Raw genomic sequence first — 20,577 nt, forward strand, 5'->3', positions numbered from 1 at the left:
CCCGTCCCCGCGCGGACGGGCACGGGCGGCCGGGCACGGGCGTCCCGCGGCTCAGGGCGCCTTGTACTCGGCGGCCTTGCCGCAGTAGCTGATCCCGACCGGGGTGATGCTGAACCGGCACACCTGCACGACCACGCGGTCGATGGCCGCGGCCCCCGCCGGGTCGGACAGCGCGAGGGCGATCGCGAACTGGCTGTCGTCCGCCTTGACCGCCTCGGAGTCGACCAGGGTGGTGCCCTTGTAGGCGGAGAAGGTGGCCTGCGAATACATCTTGTCCGGGGCGCACGACGAGATCGGCGCGTCGTCGGCCAGGAAGCCGTCCACCCTGACGACGGGCTCGTCGGCCCATTCCAGGGTCCCCTCCGTGACCCCGCGCAGGCACCGGTCCCCGGAGTCGGCGTGGAAGGGGACCGCGGCCTGGGCCGCGAGCGCGGGTTGAGCCGTCAGCAGGCCGGCGGCGAGCACCGCCCCTGACGCGAGCCGAGCACGTAATCGCATGGCGTCGACCTTTCGGGTGATGGATGATCGTTGAGCCGGGTCACGCGCCCACGAGGGTGACCAGGACGCGCGAGGGGTCGTTCCCGGTGAGGGGGACGGCGAAGACCGCCGTCCGCTCGCGGGCCCCGAAGACGACGAACCGCAGGCCGTCCTCGTCCCAGGTGTCCTGGACGTCGGAGGTGATCTGCGCGGACGCCGAGCAGTACGCGGGGCTGCGGTAGAGCAGGTGCAGCGAGGCGCCCAGCGGGACGTGCTCCGACGGCGGCACGGCGAGCGGGCCGCGCAGCCGTACGCGTAGCTGCCGCAAGGGGGTCAGCCAGTAGCGGTCCAGCTCCGCCGAAAGGGCCATCAGGGCCACGGCCTCGGCCAGGCCGAGCGCCACCAGCGGCGGGCCCGCCTCCGCCAGGACGGCCAGCAGGCTCGCGGCCAGCAGGAGCCCGGCGCGGGCGAAGGCCCGCACGTCCACCGGCTTGGAGTGGGCGCCGAGGCAGCCGCACGACGCGGTGGGCGCGGCCACGTACGAATAGGTGAGGTACGCCAGGAACCCGGCGGAGAGCAGCGCGGCGACCGCACCCTCCCATGGCGAGACGGGCGGCAGCAGCAGGACGGCGGCCACCGCGAGCTCGGCCACTCCGACGATTCGGAGCGCCGGGACCGCGCGCGCCGCGCCGACCAGCCGGGCCAGGGCGGTCTGCCCCGCCTGTACCCGCATCCGCCGGCTGAACAGCTTCATCAGGCCTGCCCAGGCGAGGAACAGGGCGATCACGTACGGCTGCGTCGCGGCGATCCCGTTCATGCTCAGGCTCCTTGGCTAGTGCGGGGAGAAGACGGTGGCGATGTCGACCTCGTTGGTGTCAGGCCGCCAGGCGCCGAGGACCTGCACGTGCTGGGCGACCCTCAGCATCGACAGGTCCGAGGTGGCCGGCGACTCGGAGTGGATCGCGACCGACTTGCCGGCCACGACGTGGCACAGCACCTCTTTGCCGTTGTGGTCGAGGTGGATGGTCTTGTCGGTGATGTTCTTGATGTGGCCCTTGATGTTGACGATGTTGAGCCAGACCGACTCGGCGGCGAGGGTGCCGTCCGGCATCCGCACGCCGCGGGCGTACAGGCCGTCGCCGGGCTTGGCCGCGTCGAACGCCACGGGGCCGAGCTTCCACAGGCTCGTGCCGTCCACGACCTTGATGTTGTGGATGACCATGTTCGAGCCGAGGACGAGCAGCGTGTTGTCCTTGATCGAACGGATCCGGCCCTCGGCGAAGTTGGGGTCGGGAGCGCCCGGATCGACGTCGAGCGCGGTGTTGGCGAAGGCCGCCTCCGGGCCGAGCGAGCCCATCGCGCTCGCGGCCACGACCGTGGCGCCGCCGCCGAGCAGGGCGGACTTGAGCATGTCTCTTCTGCTGGTCATCGTCGCCCCCTCACGCCGCGTCGATCGAGCAGGGCCGCAGGCCGGTGGAGAGGCTGGCGATCCTGCTGTACGCCGCCGGCGTGAGGTCGATGATCCGGTCGGTGGCGCAGGTCGAGCCGCAGCAGCTGCGCTCGCCGCAGAACAGGTCGGTCTGCGGGCCGCAGTCGGCGATGGAGGTGACGACGCTGACGCCGCTGCACAGGTTGGTGGTGCGGTGCTGGAAACCGCAGGTCCGGCGGGAGAGGTTGAAGCCGCAGGTGTCGGGGTGGGTGATGGCCCAGCAGGCGTCGGAGGTGTTGGGCCAGGCGTGCTGGAGGCTGCCGGAGTTGCAGGTGCCACAGGCGCCCTTGCCTGTGGTGCTGCACGGGCCCCAGGCTGTGCCGCAGCAGAACCAGGAGACCTCTCCTTGGACGGCGGCGTATAAGTCGATGGGGGTCTCGGGGGGCTGGGTGCGCGCCATGCGCGTCCTCCTCGGGTGAGCTCTGGATGGTCTCGGTGGGGGGTCCTGAAACTTTCCGACTCGATCTATGAGTACCATGTAAGGATTTTTCGTCAATGCCCCTATTTTTCGGCCTTTATCGGGTCATGGGATCGTCCCATGATCTACTGAGGGCATGACGACGACAGGCGTGGCTCAGGTGGACGGAATCCGGTTGCACTACACGCGGGCCGGCGACGGGCCCTTGGTGGTGCTGCTGCACGGCTGGCCGCAGACCAGCCACTGCTGGCGGCACATCGTCGGGCCGCTGGCGGCCGAGTTCACAGTGGTGGCCCCCGACCTGCGGGGATACGGGCTGAGCGACAAGCCGGCCGGCGGCTACGACAAGCGGCGGATGGCCGCGGACATGGCCGAACTGGTGGACGCGCTCGGGTTCGAGCGGGCCGCGGTCGTCGGGCACGATCGCGGCGCGCGGGTCGCCCACCGCTGGGGGCTCGACCGTCCCGACCAGGTCGGCAAGGTCGCGGTGCTGGACATCGTCCCCACGCGCGAGATGTTCCGCCGCCTGGACGCGTCCGTGGCCGCGGGCTACTGGCACTGGCTCTTCCATCTCCAGCCCGACCTGCCCGAACGCCTGGTGGGGCACGACGTCCGGGGCTATCTGGAGTACTTCTTCGAGCGCTGGACGTACAACCGGCACGGACTGCCCGCGGAGGCGGTCGACTTCTACGTCCAGGCGTTCGGCCGCCCGGGGGCCCTGCGCGCCGGGTTCGACGACTACCGGGCGCACGAGCGCGACCTCGCGCTCGACGACGAGGACGCCGCCGCGGGGCGTCGCCTGACCATGCCCGTGCTGGCCCTGTGGGGGTCGGTGGGGCTGCCCGCGCGGTTGCCGTCGGAAGAGATCTGGCGGGAGTACGCCGACGACGTCACCGCCGCCGAGATCCCCGAGTGCGGGCACTTCATCGCCGAGGAGCGTCCGGAGGTCCTGCTCGCTCACCTGCGGGAGTTCCTGCGCCGCTGACCGGGACGCGCCTGCGCCGATAGATCGCTACCGCACCGGGGTTAGCAGTACGTGACCATCAAGACACTCTACGGATTGTGTCAGCCTGACTACGTTCAGTGGTGAATGCCTCACGGACATCTGCTGTCACAGGCGAGCGATTGCGAGGGAAAATGTCGACGGAGCCTCGGTTGAGCCTGGACACCCGGGCCGCGCGCAACCTGGCCACCACCACCAAGACGCGCCCGCAGATGCAGGCCATCACCTCCCGCTGGCTCCTGCGCAGGCTGCCGTGGGTGGACGTGCGCGGCGGCACCTATCGGGTCAACCGCCGGCTGACGCACCACATCGGGCGCGGGCGGGTGAGCGTGGTGCTCAACGGGGCCGACGACGTGCTCATCGTCCCGCAGACGCTCCAGGAGCTGCCCCTGCTGCGCGGGTTCGACGACCTCGACGCGCTGGCGGCGATCGCCTCGACGTTCGCGCCGCGCGAGTTCCAGGCGGGGGAGGTCATCGCCGAGGCCGGCACCCCGGTCACCGACACGTACGTGATCGCCCACGGCCGGCTCGAACGGCTGGCCACCGGCGCGTACGGCGACGCGCAGCTCCTCGGCGTCATCACCGACGGCGCGCACCTGGGCGACGACGCGCTCGTGCAGGAGAGCCCGCGGTGGCCGTTCACGGTCCGGGCGGCCACCTCCGGCACGATCCTGGTGGCGCCGCGCCACGAGATCCAGCAGCTGCTCGGCGACACCCCCGCCCTGCGCGAGCACGTCGTCCGCTACCTGGAGGAGACCCGCAAGCCGGTCAACCGCCGCGGCGAGGCGGCCGTCGCGCTCGCCTCGGGACACGTGGGCGAGCCGGTCATCGACGGCACGTTCGTCGACTACGACATCCGGCCCCGCGAGTACGAGCTGAGCGTCACGCAGACCATCCTGCGGGTCCACACCCGCGTGGCCGACCTCTTCAACGACCCCATGAGCCAGCTCGAACAGCAGCTGCGCCTGACCGTCCACGAGATCCGCGAGCGCCAGGAGTGGGAGCTGGTCAACAACCGCGAGTTCGGCCTGCTGCACAACACCGACTACGACCAGCGGATCAGCACCTGGTCGGGCCCGCCGACCCCCGACGACATGGACGACCTGATCAGCATGCGCCGCAAGACCAAGATGCTGCTCGCCCACCCCAAGGCGATCGCCGCGTTCTTCAGGGAGTGCAACAAGCGGGGGCTGGTGCCGGGCAGCGCCGACGTGGACGGCCACGAGATCCCGGCCTGGCGCGGCATCCCGATCTTCCCCTGCGGCAAGATCCCGATCTCCGGGCACCAGACCACCTCCATCCTGGCCCTGCGCACGGGGGAGGAGGACCAGGGGGTCGTCGGCCTCTACCAGACCGGCCTCCCGGAGGAGCACGAGCCGGGGCTCAACGCCCGCTTCATGGGCATCAACTCCCAGGCCGTGATGTCGTACCTGGTCAGCGCCTACTACTCGGCGGCGATCCTGGTGCCCGACGCCATCGGCATCCTCGAGAACGTCGACGTCTCGGCGCCGCGTTCCTGACCGCTCCACTCCGGCTCGACTCCAGGAAGGGGCGCGTCATGCCCGAGATCGCAGCAGGTCCCACTGGTCTGGGCACCTCCGCGCTGCGCTTCCCGCTCTTCGACCGCCATCCCGTGCCACGACCCGACGAGAGGGACGGGCACGAGCCGCCCAGGCCCGCTCCGATGGATCCCGCGCAGGCGGCGCGCGGCGCCGCCTACCGCCACAGTCTCGCCCCGCTGCCCTACCGGGAACGGCAGTGGGGCGACGGGTCCTACCCGCCGCTCTACTGCCCCGAGCTCGTCAGGAACGACCAGGAGCTGGGCGACGAGGTGGACCGGCGGCTCATGGCGTGGGCGGAGCGGATCGGCCTGCACGAGGGGCGCATGGAGGAGTTCGGCGCGACCGGCTACGGGCGGCTGGCCATGCTCACCCACCCCGACGCCGACGACCCCGACCTGCTGCTGATCGCGGCGCAGACGAACGCCGCCTGGTGGGCGGCCGACGACTACTACGCCGACGAGACCGAGCTGGGCGCCACCCCGACGGAGCTGCCGCCGCGGCTCGCCCTCGTGACCTCGGCCATGGACCCGCCGCCGCCCGCCGGCGACTACACGCGCCAGCTCGAGGAGGCAATCGAGGCCGACCCCGTCCTGGTCTCCCTGAGGTCGTCCGTCAGCCACATCACCCGCCACGCCACCCCGTCGCAGGTCATGCGGATCTGCAACATCACCTCCCAGATGTACGTGAGCTGGGCCGCCTACGCCGCCTGGCGCTACCTGGAGACGCCGCCGCCCGTGTGGCGCTACCTCGCGGCCCGGCAGCACGACAGCTTCTACACCTCCATGACGCTCATCGACATCGTGGGCGGCTACGAACTGCCCGCCAATCTCTTCGCCGACAGGAGGTTCCACACCGCGCTCATGCAGGCGGGCACCGCCAGCGTCCTCGTCAACGACCTGCACTCCGTCGCCAAGGAGGCGGCCGACGAGCTCCCCGACTCCAACGTGATCCTGCTGATCGCCGCCGAGGAGGGCTGCCCCATCCGCGAGGCGACCGAGCGCGCCGTGTCCATGCACAACGACTTCGTCAGAGGTTTCGAGGACAGCCGGCGCGCGCTCGACGCCGTACCGTCCGTCGAGCTGAAGCGGTTCCTGCGCGGGGCGCAGGGCTGGATGGCCGGCTGCGTCGAATGGCACGACACCACCAGCCGCTACAAGTCCTAGAGAAAGGAGCATTGCCGATGACGGCCAGTCCCGTACTCAGCACCTACTACCAGCACTCCGTCGCCGACTACTGGAACACCGAGAAGAACCCGGTCAACCTCCGCCTGGGTGAGGTCGACGGGATCTACCACCACCACTATGGCATCGGCGAGGTGGACTGGTCGGTCCTTGAAGGCCCGGAGGACACCCGCGAGAAACGCATCATCGAGGAGCTCCACCGGCTCGAGCACGCGCAGGCCGACCTCCTCATCGGCCAGCTCGGCGCCCTGCGGCCCGAGCACCGGGTCATGGACGCCGGCTGCGGCCGCGGCGGCTCCAGCCTCCTGGTCAACCTCAGGTACGGCTGCCAGGTCGACGGCGTGTCCATTTCCGAGTCCCAGGTGGCCTTCGCCAACGAGCAGGCGGCCAAGCGCGGTGTGTCCGACAAGGTGCGCTTCCATTTCCGCAACATGCTCGACACCGGCTTCGAGCCTGGATCGTTCCAGGCGATCTGGAACAACGAGAGCACGATGTACGTCGAGCTGTCGCTGCTGTTCGCCGCGCACGCCCGCCTCCTGGCCCGCGGCGGCCGGTACGTGTGCATCACCGGCTGCTACAACGACGCCTACGGCCTGCCCTCGCGTGCCGTCAGCCAGATCAACGCCCACTACATCTGCGACATCCACCCCCGCAGCACCTACTTCAAGGAGATGGCGGCCAACCGCCTCGTCCCCATCGACGTCATCGACCTGACCGCCGCGACCATCCCCTATTGGGAGCTGCGCGCCAAGACCCACCTCGCGACGGGGATCGAGCAGGCGTTCCTCGAGGCGTACAAGGACGGCAGCTTCCAGTACCTGCTCATCGCCGCCGACCGCATCTGACGGTTCCGTTCAACAAATCCAGCGCCTGGTCCGTCTGAGGGGAGACGGATCACGGAAAGGCGATGGTAAGTGGAAGACGACCCCCGGTTCGCGGAGTTCGTCGCCGAACGCGCCAACGCGCTGCTGCGCTACGGCTACGCCCTGAGCGGCAATCCGCACGACGCGGCGGACCTGACGCAGGAGGCGCTGGTCAGGCTGCACCGGGCGTGGGCGCGCGTGCGCAGGAAGGAGGACCCGGAGCGCTACACCAAGGCGATCATGGCCAGGCTGCACATCAGCGCCTGGCGACGCCGTCGCCGCGAGCAGCTCACCTGGGCCCTCCCGGAGACGCCGATCGAGGACGTGCTGCCCTCCGACGCCGACCAGGAGCTCTGGCAGGCGCTCGAAGGGCTGCCACGCAAGCAGCGCGCCGTCCTCGTCCTGCGCTTCTACGAGCAGCTCCACGACTCGGAGATCGCCGGCGTCCTCGGCATCTCCCAGGGGACCGTGCGCAGCCACGCGTCGCTCGGCCTGGCCAAGCTCCGTTCCGCGATCGCCCACCGTACGCCCGCGAGGAGGAGCGCCCCATGAGCACGGATCTGGAAGACGACCTGAGCCGGGTGCTCGCTCGCGCCGCCGAGGGGGCGCCGCAGGCCCCGCCCGGCTTCCCCGGCCGGATCGCGGCCCGCTCCCGCCGCCGCGGGACGCGGGCGCGGGCGCTGGTGGCGGCGCTCGCCATGGTGGTCGCCGGTGTGACGGTACGCGGCACCGTCGGGGCGGAGCCGGCGCCGGCCAAGCTGCCCGAACCCGTCGAGACGGTCTGGCCCGACGCGGTCTGGAAGATCCCGCGGCAGCTCCCTGACCTCCCGGAGTTCCGTCCGGTGAGCTTCATCGACGACCGCACGGTGCTCCTGTGGACGGAAAGGACCGACGCCATCCACGCCTACGATCTCGGCACCGGCCGGACCCGGAAGATCGCGGACGTCCCCTCCGCGTACGCCTTCACGGTCGGCGCGGGCCGGATCGTCTGGCAGACGGTCGACAGGAACGAGCGGACGCGGTTCTGGTCGGTGCCGATCTCCGGCGGGAAGCCCGCCGCCATCCACACCGTCGGCACGGTCAAGGGACGCGGCGAGAAGCTGACCGTGGCCGGCGACCGGGTGGCGTTCTCACTCGTCGAAGGCGGAGTCTTCACGTTCCCTTTGAGGGGCGGGCGCGTGACCCCCGTCGCGGGTGCGGAACGGCACCACATCCTGCGCTGGCCGTGGGTGGCGGCCCCGGGCGAGTACACGCAGGACCGCGAGCCCAGCTTCCGGGAGCTGCTCGACGCCGAGACCGGCCGGGCGAGCACGGCGGTCGTCCGGCCGGGGGAGAGGTACGTCCGGTGCGGCGTGACGACGTGCGTCGGCCTGAGGCCCGACGACACGCGCTTCTACCGGCTGCGCGACGGCTCGCGCGAACGCGATCTGCCCGTCTCCCCGGTGCTCGGGCTGGGCGACGACCGGTTCATGGCCGTTGACCCGCCCGGTTCCGCCGGCGGTCCGGCGCTGCTCGATCTGGCCACCGGCAAGCAGGGCGAGCTGGGCCTGCCATCGAGCGACGAGGGCCGCATGATCGGGGTCGAGCCGGGGATCCTTGATGGCGGCCTGGTGTCCTATGCGCTCAATGACCAGTACGTGCTCATCGACCTCGCCAGGATCCGATGAGCTCCCGGCTCGGGCCCCTCGCGGCTACTTCCCGTCGGCTCCGGGAAGGATCAGCGTGTCCATGCGCCCGGAGGCATAGTCGGCCACGTGCCGGGCCTTCCCGGTTTCGATGTCGACCGCGTAGGTGCCGGCCTTCTTGCCCTCGCTGAGGATCAGGACCTCGGACGGGCTCTGCCAGACGGAGGCGTCATGGAAGCCGCCGTCCTTCGGCAGGCCGCGGATCGGCACCTTCCGTACGATCCGCCCGGTCTTGGCGTCGAGGACGGTGAGCAGCTGCCTGCTGTTCCTGTAGTCCTTGTGGTCGGTCGCGACCAGCGTGCGGCCGTCCGGAGCGATCTCGCTGAAGCCGATGAACGCGCCGTCGAAGTGCACCCGCTTGCCTCCGCCGGTGACGGGCATCAGCCACATGTCGGTCCTGGCGTAGCGGACCAGCTCGGCGACGCCGCCCTTGATGCTGATGACCTCGAACTTGTCGGGGATCGGCACCGTCTTGCCGGTGCGCACGTCGATCAGCAGCCCGGTGTCCTTCTTGCTCCCCACGCGTGGATCGAAGCCCACGTACCGGCCGTCGTCCGAGACGACGAGCTGGCTGCCGATCTGGATCTGCTCCTCCTTCACCTTGAAGGGGGAGGTCGTCACGGCGCCGGTCACCAGGTCGCGGACCACGTGGGCCTGGGCCTCGCGGCTGTAGTAGGCGAGCATGCGCCCGTCCCGGCTGATCGCGATGGGGACGCGCTCGCCCTTGCGGGTGTTGACCAGCGCCTGCGGCACCCGGTACGTCGTGCCGGCGCGGGTGACCACCCGCCACTCCTGGACGCGGCAGTTGATGACCTGCTGGTCCGCGGACACGTCGCAGGGCGTCTTGTACCCGTACTGGACCGCCCCCACCTTGCCGTCGGGCAGGTCGGCCACCGTGTCCGTACTTTGCGGGGCGGCCGGGTAGGCCCTGCGGGGCCAGACCACCGTCGCGACCGCCGCCGACGCCACCAGCGCCGCGACCGTCGCGACGGTGGTCGCCGCCATCGTGGCGCGCCGCCTGCGCCGGTGACCGGCGATGGCCGCGTCGGCCAGGCTCACCAGCGGTGCCTCCTCCGCGAGACCGCTCAGCGCCTCGCGCAGCCTGGTCATCGAACTACCTCCTGCAGGTACGGGTCCGCCAGCTCGGGCGCGAGCGCGCGCAGGCGGGCCAGGGCATGATGGGTCTGGCTCTTGACGTTGCCGATCGAGCAGCCGAGCGCTTCGGCCGTCTGCGCCTCGGTGAGGTCCTCCCAGTAGCGCAGCACGATCACTGCCCGCTGCTTGCGGGTCAGCTTGGCCAGCGCCTGGCGCAGGATGATCCGGTCGAGCGTGGCGTTGTCATAGGAGGCGGCCCGCTCAGGTGGCGCGGCGCTCAGCACCTCGGGCCGGGGACGGCGCCGCCAGGCCAGGTACTGGTTGACCAGGGCCTTACGCGTGTATGCCTCGGGATTGCCCTCCTTGGCCAGCTTGGGCCAGTGCTTCACGATCTTGGTCAAGACGCTCTGCAACAGGTCCTCGGCGAGGTGGGCGTCCCCCACGAGCAGGTACGCGGTCCGCATCAGTGCTTGCTGGCGGGCAAGCACGAACTCGCGGAAGCCGTCGTGATGATCCAATGTGCTCTCCTCTCGCCTCTAACCAATGCGGCCAGGGGACGAAAGGTTGCACATCCGTCTCTGCTTTCACATGGTGAGGGGGCCCCGCTCTGGGGCCCCCTCGTATCTGACAAACGCGTTTACGCGGGTGCGTAGACGCGGTGGACGAACTCGGCGAGCTTGTTGTCCGGCAGCTCCTTCGCCAGATCGGCCTCGGAGACCATGCCCACGATCCGGTGGTTCTCGATCACGGGCAGCCGCTTGATCTGGTGCTGCTCCATCTTCTGCAGCGCCTCTTCGACGCTGCTGCGGGCCTCCACCCAGACCAGCCCGTGGGCGAGCTCGCTCGCCGTGGTCTGGTCGATGTCCTTGCCCTCGGCGCAGCACTTGATCACGATGTCGCGGTCAGTGATGATCCCTTTGAGCCGGTCGTCGTCCCCGCAGATCGGCAACGCGCCGACTGACAGATCACGCATCATCTGCGCGGCCGTGCGGAGGCTGTCGTGTTCGCCGACGCACTGCGCTCCGCGGTGCATCACGTCCTGGACTGTCTTTCCGACTCCCGATGTGCCCATTTCTACCTCCTCCGAGAGGGGTCGAAGGAATCTTCACTGTGAGCCCTACCCCGCCTGCGGGAGATCGCACGAGGTTTGGCGAAGGCCCTGGGCGGTATGCTCCCATCAGGGGACATATGAAAAAGATCGCCGCTGTCGCAGGACTCGTGGTCATGGCCACGTCCGGCGTTACCGCCGCCTTCGGAGACGGTACCGCCCAGCACGAAGTGAGTCAGCAGCAGTACGACACCCTCATCTCCCAATGCCGCTATGCCGACCAGGGCAAGGCGAAGTGCCGTGAGGCGGTCAAGGAGATGTACCGCATCGGCAAATACGACAAGACGCTCGACTGTCGCACGTATTCCGGCGTGACCGTATGCGGCACGCTCAAGCTCAGTAAGGCCGAACGCCAGTGCGTTCGCGAGTCCGTCTCCGCGGGGCTGACGTACCGCCGCGCCGAGGTGGAGTGTTACGCCTTCACCTGAGGAGCCAATCCCATGATCATCGTCGGCGTTGACGGTTCGAGGACCGGGCTGGACGCCGCCGGCTGGGCCGCCACGGAGGCGGCGCTGAGACAGGTGCCGCTTACCGTGGCGCACGCCGTTCCGAAGTGGGTGTGCGAGGAGGCCGACGGCCACTACGCCGAGGTCGGCCGGTGGCTGCGCGAGAGCGCGAAATCGGTGCTGATCTCCGCGCGGGACCGCGCCCTGCGGGAGCGGCCGGAGCTCACGGTGGAGACCGTCCTGCTGCCGGGCGACCCCCGCTCCGCCCTGGTCAAGATCTCGGAGAACGCCGAGCTGCTGGTCGCCGGCAGCCGGGGCGTCGGCGGCGTGCGCGGGCTGCTGGTGGGATCCGTCGCGTACGGCGTCGCCGCGCACGCCGTCACGGACGTCGTCCTGGTACGCGCCCGTCCCCCGACCCCGCGCGGCGAGATCGTGGTGGGGGTCGACGGCTCCCCCGGGGGCGTGCGGGCGCTCGGCTTCGCGTTCGCCGAGGCCGAATTGCGCGGTACGAAGCTGCGCGCCGTACACGCGTGGGCCTGGCCGCATCCGAGCGGGTTCGAGCCAGCCGACCGCGACAGCGAGCTGGACCGGTCGCGCGAGCTGAACGAGCTCCTGGCGGGGCACCGGGAGCGGCATCCGGGGGTGGAGGTGGTGCCGGAGATCGTGCACGGCCACCCCGTCGAGGTGCTGCGGGAGGCGGCGGCCGAGGCGGACCTGCTGGTGCTGGGCACGCACGGGCGCAGCCAGCTCGCCGGGATGCTCATGGGCTCCATCAGCCAGGCCATGCTCCACCACGCCCCCTGCCCGCTCGCCGTGATCCGCCGGGACCGAGCCTGAAGTCGTGGTCCGCCGGGACCGGGCCTGAAGTCGTGATCCGCGGGGCCGGGCCTGAGTCGTGATCCGCCGGGAGCGGGCCTGAAAGTTACACGCCGACCCCGGCGTTCGCGCAGGTCGCGGCCTCGCGCGCGGCTCGCCGCCTTCCCGCCGTACCGGCGCCGTCCTTACGATCTGCGCAGGCTACGACGGGAGAGCAGACGATGCGCAGGACCAGCACCTTGCTGGCGGCGATGCTGGCGTTCGCCGCGGCGGTGTTATTCGCGACGACCACGCAGGCCAGCGGTGCCGCCGCCACCCGGATCATGCCCCTGGGCGACTCGATCACCGGCTCCCCAGGCTGCTGGCGGGCCCTGCTCTGGAACCGGCTCCAGAGCACCGGCCACACCAACATCGACTTCGTCGGCACCCTCCCGCCGCAGGGCTGCGGCGTCTCGTACGACGGCGACAACGAGGGCCACGGCGGCTACCTGGCCACCAACATCGCCAGCCAGAACCAGCTGCCCGGCTGGCTCTCCGCGACCAAACCCGACATCGTGCTCATGCACCTCGGCACGAACGACGTGTGGAGCAACATCGCGCCGGCGACGATCCTCAGCGCGTTCACCACGCTCGTGAACCAGATGCGGGCCAGCAACCCCAACATGAAGATCCTCGTCGCGAAGATCATCCCCATGAACCCGTCCACCTGCGCCGACTGCGGCCAGCGCGCCGTGAACTTCAACAACGCCATCCCCGCCTGGGCGGCCGCGACCACCACGCAGCAGTCGCCGATCACGGTGGTGGACCAGTGGACGGGGTTCAGCACGAGCACGGACACCTACGACGGCGTGCACCCGAACTCGGCCGGCGACCAGAAGATGTCCGACAAGTGGTACCCGCCCCTGGTGACTGCCCTGTCGGGGATCACCCCCACCGCGACGCCCACCGTCACTCCCACCGTCACTCCCACCGTCACTCCCACTGTCACTCCCACCGTCACTCCCACTGTCACTCCCACCACGGGCGGCGGCTGCACGGCGACGTACAAGAACACCAACCAGTGGCAGGACGGCTTCCAGGGCGAGGTCACCGTCAAGAACACCGGCGCTTCGGCCATGAGCGCGTGGACGGTGCAGTGGACGTTCGCGAACGGGCAGCGGATCACCCAGCTCTGGAACGGCACGCTGAGCGCGAACGGCTCCGCGATGACCGTGCGCAACGTGGCCTGGAACGGCTCGCTCGCGCCGGGGGCCTCGACCACGTTCGGCTTCACCGCCTCGTGGAGCGGCACGAACACCGCCCCCACGCCCACCTGCACCTAGTACTCCAGTGACACTTCGGGATCTTGAGGGGTCGGGGTCACATGGCGACGGCCACAGCGTAGACCCTGATGGCTCCTGGAACACGTCGGCGGGGCCTGGTGAGTCACCACCGGATCCCGGCCGAGGTGCCCGGCCCGGCGGCCGGGCACCGGTCGTCGGGTCACTTGACGATGATCTGATGGGTGGCCTGGGCCGGTCCGGTCCCGCCGTCCCCCGCATAGCTCGCGAGGTAGCTGTACCTGCCGGCGTTGGCGGGCGTGTCGGTGAACGTGTACGTGCCGTCGGCGTTCACCCTCACCGGCGGGAGCTTGACGGTCTTACCGCTGGTGCCCTTGACGTACAGGGTGCGCTGCACGGTGAGCGTGGACCCCGGAGAGGGCGGCCTGTCGCCCGCCGTCAGGACGCCGCTCAGCTCCACGGCCGTGCCGGCGACGCCGGACTGCGGCCCTGTCAGGGTGAGCGTGGCTTCACGCTTGACCGTCACGGTGACGGAGGCGCTGCTGCGGCGGTGGCCGTCGTCGCCGTCCCAGAACACCCAGTAGATCACCTCGCCGATGTACGGCGGCAGCTCGAAGACGGGCGTGTCCTGGAAGGTGAACGTGCCGTCCTGCCGCGTCGTCACGCCGGTGATCGGCAGTTTCGTCCAGCCGGGCAGGTACTGGATCACCGTGAGCGGCTTGAGCCCGAGCGCCTCGCCGTCGGCGCGGGTGAGCCGCCCCTCGACAGTGATCGGCGAGCCGGCGTACGCGTCCGCGGGGGCCGTCACCGCGAGCTTGGTGGCCGGTAGCGCGACGCCCGTCACCCGCCACAGCAGCAGCCGGTCCGTGGAGCTGCGCAGCAGTGCGAAGACGTCCGTGCCGGAGAACGCGACGCCGTCCGGGAGCAGTTCGGCGTCCGGCTGGTCGGCCGCGAACAGCTCCGCGCCCGTCGCCGCGTCGTAGAGGGTGAGGTCGGTGCTGCCCCACTGGCGTCCGGCCGCGACGTACGCGCCGTCCGAGCCGAGCGCCACGGCGGACGGGTACCCGTCCCAGCCGTCGCCGTAGGTGCCGGTCGCCGCCAGGGTCCTGGTGTCGTACCTGGTGAAGTGACCGGGGGTGTCGGCCGCGCTGAACAGGGTGCCGCCGTCGGAGCTCAGGGTGAGGTCGCGCAGGGAGTCGATGCGCCACTTCTCGCCGTCGATCGTGCCGCGCAGCGCGGGGGCGCCGTCGCCGAGATCGTAGACCAGTATGTCGGCGTGGTGCAGGGCGGTCTGGCCGATCACGAGCGTGTCGCCGGCGGCCGCGAGCACGGGAGGCCGCAGGTGCTCGCCCCCGACCGCCACGGGCGCCGGGGCGCTCGCGCTGAGATCCAGGCCGACGACGCCGCCGGGGCCGTTGTCGCATCCGTGCCCCACCCACAACCGCTCGCCCAGCAACGCCAGGGTGGACGGGCAGGGGTGGGCCGACAGATCGATCCGGCGGGTGACGGCCAGGCTCGCGGTGTCGATCTCGGCGACCTCGTTCGAGCCGGTGAGAGCCGCGTACAGGCGGGTGCCGTCCGCGTTCACGGCCAGCTCTCGGACGCCGGGGAGGCCGGTGACGACACCGCCGGTGAGGTTTCCGTCAGTGCCGGCCACGATGATGCGGTCGCCGGCGGGAACGAACACCCGGCCGCCGCCGACGGCCAGGTCGGCGGTGTAGGAGTCGGTGACCCCGAGGTCGGTGGTGGTGCCGGCCGCCGAGGCGGCGGGGGCCGTGACGGTGAGCAGGCCGGTGATCAGGCCGGCGGCGCCGCAGTAAGCGGCTAATCGGCGAACCAGGGATGGGGGCACGAGAGCCTCCTGCCGGGATGGGAACATGTGTTCTAGTAACGTCTCATGGGTGCTCCCACGTCAAGATCATTCGATCGCGCGACGCCAAACCGTGATCAAGCACTCTCCGGGGTTCGAGACCGGGACGATTGTCGGTGCCCGCCGACATGGTCGTCGCCATGGCGATTCCCCTCACGTGAGTCCGCGCCGTCCGCGGCCACGAGCCGGCGCTGGACGGGATGACCCTGCGCTGCAGGAAGACCGGCGGCCAGCTGCTGGCGTCCGTGCCCAGGGCCGTGCGGTCCAGCCCGGTCGGTGAGCAGTTCGCGGCGCTGCTTGAGCATCTGGACGGGCACGAAAAGGAGTGCCGCGCCACCGTGGAGTCATGGATGCTGAACGGCCTGCCGGTGCCTGCCGGGCTCCTCGCCGGGGTGTGGCCCGACCCCTGGTGGCGGGCCTGCCTGCGGCACCTGGTGGTTCCGCGTGGAGGGGCGGGCCGGGCTGCTGGAGGAGGTGTCCGAGGACGGGCTGGTGAGCGTCAGGACGGCGGACGGTCGGCGGTTCAGGGGGCACCAGGCCCTCGGCCCGGCGAGCGGCGGGTCGGCCCGGACGGCCACAGGTTCCACGACGGCCGGGACTTCTGGTGGCACACCGGCACAACGACTGGGAGCCGCAGGGGCACCGCGTCGACCTGGCGACGGGGGAGCTCGCCGAGGAAGGGCTGCCGGAGTTCTTCGACCCGTCTCTGCTGGGCCAGGGCCGCCAGGAATACCCTGAGCTGGCAGTTCTCGACCCGGCCGCACGTCCTCGCGCACGGCGTCGGCGTCCCACCCGGCTACTGTCCGGCCAGCCCCTGCATGCTCGGCCAGGGTCCAGCAGTTCTTACGGTCGAGGTCGGCCAGCGGACCGCGCACGTACGCGGTCGCGGCCCGGCGGGGCTCGACGCGGCCGAACCGGCCGCCGATCCGGGTCATCAGCTCGTTGCAGGCGACCATCCAGCCATGAGGATCTACGCTGTGGCTCGCGGCCACCGCACGATCTTTTGTTGTCTTCACCAACCACGAATGATCACGCGGTGGCCGTCGCCATGTGACCTCGACCCCTCAAGATCCCGAAGTGTCACTGGAGTACTAGTTGAGGATGATGGAGGCCACTCTGGGCTCGGCCAGCCGCACGTAGTCGCCGGTGGCCAGCGCGACGGACCGGTCGAGCCTGGCGGCGTTGAAATACAGCTCGGGCTGGTCGAGCAGCGTCGGGTCCGCGACCAGCTCCAGCCGGGGGTCGTAGCTGAACGGCAGCACGGTCCCGCTCATGCTGCCGGCCAGCTCCTCGGCCTTGTCCTTGGCGGCGAAGGCCACGTACGTGCCGTCCAGCAGCGACTTGACCGCCTGCAGGTCGAGCCGGGCGTTACCGGGCACGACGGCCAGCACGTGCCGGGTCTGCTTCTTGCCGATCTTGACCATCACGACCAGGCACTTGGCGGCCTGCGCGACATCGTGCCCGCGCAGGGCGCTGACCTGGTCGGTGCGCCCCTCCGGCGCGTGCTCGATCACCCGGTAGCGGGCGCCGGCGGCGTCCATGTCGGCGATCAGCCGCTCGTACAGCTCACCAGCCACTGCTCAACAACTCCTTCGCCGCGGCGATCCGGTCCTCGTCGCGCTGATAGAACACCCACTGCTTGATCTTCTTGCCGCGGATCAGGCCCGCCTTGGCGAGCACCTTGAGGTGCTCGCCGCAGGTGGGCTGGCTCACGCCGAGCTTCTCGGCGATGAAGAGCGAGCAGACTCCGTCCCGTACGAGGTCGCCGTCGCGCTGCGGCGGGAAGTGGCGCTCGGGATCGCGCAGCCAATCGAGGATCAGCAGCCGCTTGTCATTGGCCAGCGCCTTGACCAGATCGACGTCCAGCACAAAGGAATTATGGCAATTAGCTAATTACCTGTCTAGTCGGCCGACTGGCCATGCCGCCTCCGCTCCGGCAGTCAGGACTGGGTGACGACGGGCGCCCCTTCGCTCGCCTGCACCAGCACGAACCCCTGCCCACTGAACGCCAGCTGCATGGCCTCCCCGCTGCCCCGCCCGATCAGCGCCCCCACCTTCACCGTCCGGTTGACGCCGACGTGCAGCCCCGTGCTCCAGCACACGGCGGACTGGCCGTCGGCGTACGTGGGCATGCGGGCGGCATCGAGCAGCACCGGCGTGCCGTGCGTGGTCACCGCCACCCACCCGGTCCCGGTGACCGTCGTGTTGAACAGCCCGCCCGCCGCGATCCCGGCCCCCTGCACGCGCTGGATGTCCCAGGTGAGCTGCGGCTGGAACGCCAGCAGGTTGCGCCCGTTCACGGTGATCCCCTCGTTCTCCAGGTAGAACAGGTGGATGTCGTCGGCGTTGTCGGCGAGGTAGAGCAGCCCTTCGCCGCGTACGCGCATGAGGGAGGCGCCCTCGCCCGTCACGGCCTTCTTGAACAGCTTGCCGAGCCCGCCACCCTCGTAGTCGAAGTCCATCTTCCCCTGGAAGGCGACCATGGAGCCCTGCTTGGCCAGAACCTCGTGCGGTAACTGCACGCGCAGCATCTTGCCGTTCTGGAGCGCGAAGCCGGGGGGCAGCTGCTGGGACTCGAGATTGCCGAAAATGGAGCTACGCACGGTTGGACCTTCCTAGGTTCAAGAGGGGACGCTACGGCCCACCGTACGCAAACTTTTCACAAAAGAAGCGACGGTCTAGAACTGCCCCCGGGCCTCCTCGACCCACCCCAGCACGGTTGCCGCTCCCTCGGCCTCGGCGATCTCCGCGGCCTCCTCCAGCACCGCCACCGCGTCCTCACGCCGCCCTTCCGCAGCAGCGATATAGGCCAGCCCCACCAGATTGGCCGCCACGCCGGTCATGAAGCCGATCTCCCTACGCAGCCGTACCGACTCCTCCAGCCGCTCGCGCGCCGCCGGCAGCCGTCCGGCCATGTGCTCGGCGATGCCCAGATGACGCAGGACGTACGAGAGCGTCAGCTTGTCACCGGTCCGCGTCGCCAGCTCATGGGCCCGCTCGAAAGCCGCCGCCGCGGGCGCCTCGTCCCCGCGGACGACCTGATGGAAGATCCCCACCCAGAGCAGCGCCTCACCCTCACCCCGGACATCCCCGACCGCCCGATAAAGCTCCGCCGCCCTCTCGAACAGCCCCAGCTCTTCGTCGCCCTGCCCGTCGCTCTGCCCATCGAGAAATCGGGCATGCAAGACCCGCCCCCGCGCCAACGCCAGATCAGCCTCCACGCCGTCCAGCTCGCGATCGGCGACCTCCAGCACGGCCACATCCCCGCCGAAAACGGCCCGGTCATAGAGCTCCCCGGCCCGCTCAAGCCGCCCGTCCACGCCCACCACTCCCATCATCGGATCCGGGGGAGCGAGGGCCTCGGGCCGCCCCTAACCCTTGCCGGCCGCCGTCGCCAGATCCCGTACGACCTGGATCAACTCGGCCGGATCGAACGGCTTGGTCAGATAAGCGTCGACCCCGATCCCCAACCCCCGCCGCTTATCATCGTCCTGCGCCCGCGCCGTGATCAACACCACCTTGATATGACTGGTGGCCTCCTCGGTCCGCAACCTCTGCGCCGTCGTCCACCCGTCCAGGCACGGCATCATCACGTCCAGCGTGATGACGTCCGGCATGACGTCGAGCACGCGATCAAGGCAGTCCTGCCCATCGGTGGCGGTCGCGACCTCGAACCCCTCCAGGTTCAGGTTGACCGCGATGAGCTGCCGGATGACCTCGTCATCGTCCACGACCAGTACTTTCCCAAGAACCTCGCCCACGGGCGCCAAGGTAACCTGTAGCGGGGTCGTCACGGGTGGTTTTCGCTGGATGTGTTCAAGGACCTTTATCGTGTGCCGAGTGGTGCCGGGATGCTGATAGCCTTATCACTCGTCGAGCCCCCTTAGCTCAGGGGATAGAGCACCGGCCTCCGGAGCCGGGTGCGCAGGTTCGAATCCTGCAGGGGGCACTCGAGATCTCCATCGAAAGATGGCAAGGACCTGCGGAAACGCAGGTCCTTCTGCGTTCCGGGGCGTGCCGCCCGCTGCCACCGGTGGCGAGCATGTGCCCAAGATCACGTATCGGAGGCGTGCCGATCTTGAGCGATTCCCAGAGCGGCTACCGCCGCTGAGGCGCTGAAGGCGCTTATCTCCGAAGATCTCGCCCTCGCATGATCCGGCGCCGGTACGTTCGTTCGGCTAGGACGCGCGTCAGGCTCGATCATGGTGACGGTCCAACGTACTTACTGCTCAGGGCCGACATCGTGGTGCCGGCCGATCGGTTCCCGCTGGTCTACAGCGGCAAGATGGGACGCGCCTCCGGCCCGGACAGCCATCGGTCGAGGAACATGCGTAACCTCGACTCGCCCAACATCCCTGTCTGGAAGCGGCGCACGGCATGTCATTCGTGTCGTCCGGTAGCTGGGCGCCTCGGCGGGGCTCAGGCGATGCCGTACTTCCGCCTGATCGCAGCGGCCTCGTCCTCGGATACCTCGCTCGGCGTGCGGCTCAACGTCTGACGCAGCTCGTCCATGATTGCTTGCCCGGAGGTGCGGGCTCGGGTGCTGTACTGGGTGAGCTGGGCGTCGAACTGCTTGGCGGTCGGCCCGGTCCAGACCTTGCCGGTGTGAAACATCCGGCAGGGCCGGTCGACGTCGGCGCCGACCTGCTCGATCATCGGGCCGATTGTGCGAATGGCCTGCTGGAGTGCCTCGTGCAGCGGATTGCGGACCATCGCGGCCATTCGGCTCAGCCCTTCGTCTTCTTCGGGGATGAAGTCACGTTGAGGATCAGCTTTGGCGCGACCAGCTTCATCAGGGCCACCACGTCGGCTGTGTTATCCCGTCCTTTGACGCCCCGCACCAGCTCGACGATCAGGAGGTCGTCCCCGCGCACGAGTGTCGCCGCGGCCTGGGTGTTGCCGGCGCTGCCGTCCTGACCGTAATAACCGATGGCGCCGGGAACGATCTCCGGTAGACGCCGAGCCCCCTGGCTGATCTGGAACTCGGCCTCTTTCTGAGACCCGCCGGGGGACAAGGTTATGTCCAGAACCTTCAGCTTGTTGCCGTTCGGTTGGTAGACGAAACACCCTCCGGAACCCAAGCCATCGTTCGCCGACATGTTGAAACGTCCCTTGACGATGGGATCATGCACGCCGGTCATCAACCGCACGGCGTCAAGCGGAACATAATCACAGATGTACGGTGGAGCTGCAACCGACGGGAGCAACGCTTTATTTACCGGGGCTTCTTCCGGTTGGCATGCGGTTAGCAGGGCAAGTGCGCTCAGCGCTGCGGCACACCATG

The 20,577-nt window shown here is 69.7% G+C and carries 24 protein-coding genes, 1 tRNA gene and 2 pseudogenes; 11 read left to right on the forward strand and 16 right to left on the reverse strand.

The window, feature by feature from the left end:
• Positions 1 to 51 precede the first annotated feature (51 nt).
• Genes HD596_RS21535 through HD596_RS21550 form a run of 4 tightly spaced genes read right to left on the reverse strand, consistent with a single transcriptional unit; the run spans position 52 to position 2,366 of the window.
• Entirely contained in the window at positions 52 to 498 is a 447-nt protein-coding gene (locus HD596_RS21535; protein ID WP_185071141.1) for a hypothetical protein, read from the reverse strand.
• Between the two features lie 40 nt (positions 499 to 538).
• Positions 539 to 1,294: a MauE/DoxX family redox-associated membrane protein gene (locus tag HD596_RS21540; RefSeq protein WP_185071142.1), complete on the reverse strand. Its 756-nt coding sequence runs from the start codon at positions 1,292 to 1,294 to the stop codon at positions 539 to 541.
• 15 nt (positions 1,295 to 1,309) lie between these two features.
• The gene (locus HD596_RS21545; RefSeq protein WP_246554682.1) at positions 1,310 to 1,906 is read right to left on the reverse strand and encodes a cell wall protein; all 597 of its coding nucleotides are present in this window, start codon (positions 1,904 to 1,906) and stop codon (positions 1,310 to 1,312) included.
• A 10-nt stretch (positions 1,907 to 1,916) separates the two neighbouring features.
• Positions 1,917 to 2,366, reverse strand: coding sequence for an RlpA-like double-psi beta-barrel domain-containing protein (locus HD596_RS21550; protein WP_185071143.1), 450 nt, complete (start codon positions 2,364 to 2,366; stop codon positions 1,917 to 1,919).
• A gap of 154 nt (positions 2,367 to 2,520) precedes the next feature.
• Here HD596_RS21550 and HD596_RS21555 point away from each other — a divergent pair, with 154 nt between their 5' ends.
• The 6 genes from HD596_RS21555 to HD596_RS21580 all read left to right on the forward strand — a co-directional run bounded on the left by HD596_RS21555 (position 2,521) and on the right by HD596_RS21580 (position 8,660).
• Positions 2,521 to 3,369 carry an alpha/beta fold hydrolase gene (locus HD596_RS21555; protein WP_185071144.1) on the forward strand — a complete coding sequence of 283 codons (849 nt, stop codon included), beginning with the start codon at positions 2,521 to 2,523 and terminating at the stop codon, positions 3,367 to 3,369.
• 152 nt (positions 3,370 to 3,521) lie between these two features.
• Complete coding sequence (locus HD596_RS21560) at positions 3,522 to 4,907, forward strand: family 2B encapsulin nanocompartment shell protein (protein ID WP_185071145.1); 1,386 nt, start codon at positions 3,522 to 3,524, stop codon at positions 4,905 to 4,907.
• Positions 4,908 to 4,945: 38 nt separating this feature from the next.
• Complete coding sequence (locus tag HD596_RS21565; protein WP_185071146.1) at positions 4,946 to 6,112, forward strand: family 2 encapsulin nanocompartment cargo protein terpene cyclase; 1,167 nt, start codon at positions 4,946 to 4,948, stop codon at positions 6,110 to 6,112.
• A 17-nt stretch (positions 6,113 to 6,129) separates the two neighbouring features.
• Positions 6,130 to 6,975: a geranyl diphosphate 2-C-methyltransferase gene (locus HD596_RS21570; protein ID WP_185071147.1), complete on the forward strand. Its 846-nt coding sequence runs from the start codon at positions 6,130 to 6,132 to the stop codon at positions 6,973 to 6,975.
• Between the two features lie 69 nt (positions 6,976 to 7,044).
• Positions 7,045 to 7,545, forward strand: coding sequence for a SigE family RNA polymerase sigma factor (locus HD596_RS21575; protein WP_185071148.1), 501 nt, complete (start codon positions 7,045 to 7,047; stop codon positions 7,543 to 7,545).
• On the forward strand, positions 7,542 to 8,660 hold the full coding sequence (locus HD596_RS21580; RefSeq protein WP_185071149.1) for a hypothetical protein: 1,119 nt from the start codon (positions 7,542 to 7,544) through the stop codon (positions 8,658 to 8,660). Before HD596_RS21575 ends, HD596_RS21580 begins: the two co-directional genes overlap by 4 nt.
• Positions 8,661 to 8,684: 24 nt before the next feature.
• On the opposite strand, the gene HD596_RS21585 is transcribed toward HD596_RS21580, so the two are convergent.
• The 3 genes from HD596_RS21585 to HD596_RS21595 form a co-directional block, all read right to left on the reverse strand.
• On the reverse strand, positions 8,685 to 9,788 hold the full coding sequence (locus HD596_RS21585; protein WP_185071150.1) for a hypothetical protein: 1,104 nt from the start codon (positions 9,786 to 9,788) through the stop codon (positions 8,685 to 8,687).
• Positions 9,785 to 10,291, reverse strand: a complete 507-nt coding sequence (locus HD596_RS21590; protein WP_185071151.1) for a SigE family RNA polymerase sigma factor — start codon at positions 10,289 to 10,291, stop codon at positions 9,785 to 9,787. Before HD596_RS21590 ends, HD596_RS21585 begins: the two co-directional genes overlap by 4 nt.
• Before the next feature lie 119 nt (positions 10,292 to 10,410).
• Complete coding sequence (locus HD596_RS21595; protein ID WP_281398612.1) at positions 10,411 to 10,806, reverse strand: CBS domain-containing protein; 396 nt, start codon at positions 10,804 to 10,806, stop codon at positions 10,411 to 10,413.
• 155 nt (positions 10,807 to 10,961) lie between these two features.
• On the opposite strand from HD596_RS21595, the gene HD596_RS21600 reads away from it, so the two are divergent.
• The 3 genes from HD596_RS21600 to HD596_RS21610 all read left to right on the forward strand — a co-directional run bounded on the left by HD596_RS21600 (position 10,962) and on the right by HD596_RS21610 (position 13,465).
• Entirely contained in the window at positions 10,962 to 11,309 is a 348-nt protein-coding gene (locus HD596_RS21600) for a hypothetical protein (protein ID WP_225963971.1), read from the forward strand.
• A gap of 12 nt (positions 11,310 to 11,321) precedes the next feature.
• Entirely contained in the window at positions 11,322 to 12,164 is an 843-nt protein-coding gene (locus HD596_RS21605; protein WP_185071153.1) for a universal stress protein, read from the forward strand.
• Positions 12,165 to 12,364: 200 nt separating this feature from the next.
• On the forward strand, positions 12,365 to 13,465 hold the full coding sequence (locus HD596_RS21610; RefSeq protein WP_185071154.1) for a cellulose binding domain-containing protein: 1,101 nt from the start codon (positions 12,365 to 12,367) through the stop codon (positions 13,463 to 13,465).
• A gap of 160 nt (positions 13,466 to 13,625) precedes the next feature.
• On the opposite strand, the gene HD596_RS21615 is transcribed toward HD596_RS21610, so the two are convergent.
• Entirely contained in the window at positions 13,626 to 15,275 is a 1,650-nt protein-coding gene (locus HD596_RS21615) for a hypothetical protein (protein WP_185071155.1), read from the reverse strand.
• Positions 15,276 to 15,493: 218 nt separating this feature from the next.
• Here HD596_RS21615 and HD596_RS66245 point away from each other — a divergent pair.
• A pseudogene (locus tag HD596_RS66245) lies at positions 15,494 to 15,721 on the forward strand (DUF4132 domain-containing protein); the annotation flags it as partial.
• A 330-nt stretch (positions 15,722 to 16,051) separates the two neighbouring features.
• Here the strand turns inward: HD596_RS66245 and HD596_RS66140 are convergent.
• The 6 genes and pseudogenes from HD596_RS66140 to HD596_RS21640 all read right to left on the reverse strand — a co-directional run.
• Positions 16,052 to 16,228 (reverse strand): annotated as a pseudogene (locus tag HD596_RS66140) (IS701 family transposase); the annotation flags it as partial.
• 156 nt (positions 16,229 to 16,384) lie between these two features.
• Positions 16,385 to 16,870 carry a YbaK/prolyl-tRNA synthetase associated domain-containing protein gene (locus HD596_RS21620; protein WP_313044638.1) on the reverse strand — a complete coding sequence of 162 codons (486 nt, stop codon included), beginning with the start codon at positions 16,868 to 16,870 and terminating at the stop codon, positions 16,385 to 16,387.
• Positions 16,860 to 17,162, reverse strand: a complete 303-nt coding sequence (locus HD596_RS21625; RefSeq protein ID WP_185071156.1) for an ArsR/SmtB family transcription factor — start codon at positions 17,160 to 17,162, stop codon at positions 16,860 to 16,862. Before HD596_RS21625 ends, HD596_RS21620 begins: the two co-directional genes overlap by 11 nt.
• A 71-nt stretch (positions 17,163 to 17,233) precedes the next feature.
• A complete protein-coding gene (locus HD596_RS21630) occupies positions 17,234 to 17,896 on the reverse strand; it encodes an AIM24 family protein (protein WP_185071157.1) in 663 nt (220 codons plus the stop codon).
• A gap of 75 nt (positions 17,897 to 17,971) precedes the next feature.
• Entirely contained in the window at positions 17,972 to 18,613 is a 642-nt protein-coding gene (locus tag HD596_RS21635) for a tetratricopeptide repeat protein (protein ID WP_221519437.1), read from the reverse strand.
• Between the two features lie 51 nt (positions 18,614 to 18,664).
• The gene (locus HD596_RS21640; RefSeq protein WP_185071158.1) at positions 18,665 to 19,054 is read right to left on the reverse strand and encodes a response regulator transcription factor; all 390 of its coding nucleotides are present in this window, start codon (positions 19,052 to 19,054) and stop codon (positions 18,665 to 18,667) included.
• 116 nt (positions 19,055 to 19,170) lie between these two features.
• Between HD596_RS21640 and HD596_RS21645 the strand changes: the two genes are divergently transcribed.
• Positions 19,171 to 19,242 (forward strand) — tRNA-Arg (locus tag HD596_RS21645).
• 470 nt (positions 19,243 to 19,712) lie between these two features.
• On the opposite strand, the gene HD596_RS21650 is transcribed toward HD596_RS21645, so the two are convergent.
• Together HD596_RS21650 and HD596_RS21655 are read right to left on the reverse strand one after the other, a co-directional pair.
• Positions 19,713 to 20,015 (reverse strand): hypothetical protein, encoded by a 303-nt coding sequence (locus tag HD596_RS21650; protein WP_185071159.1) that lies wholly within the window; start codon positions 20,013 to 20,015, stop codon positions 19,713 to 19,715.
• 5 nt (positions 20,016 to 20,020) lie between these two features.
• On the reverse strand, positions 20,021 to 20,434 hold the full coding sequence (locus HD596_RS21655) for a hypothetical protein (protein WP_185071160.1): 414 nt from the start codon (positions 20,432 to 20,434) through the stop codon (positions 20,021 to 20,023).
• Between the last annotated feature and the right edge of the window lie 143 nt (positions 20,435 to 20,577).

The organism is Nonomuraea jabiensis, assembly GCF_014204795.1.
In the GTDB taxonomy this organism is placed as follows: Bacteria; Actinomycetota; Actinomycetes; order Streptosporangiales; family Streptosporangiaceae; genus Nonomuraea; species Nonomuraea jabiensis.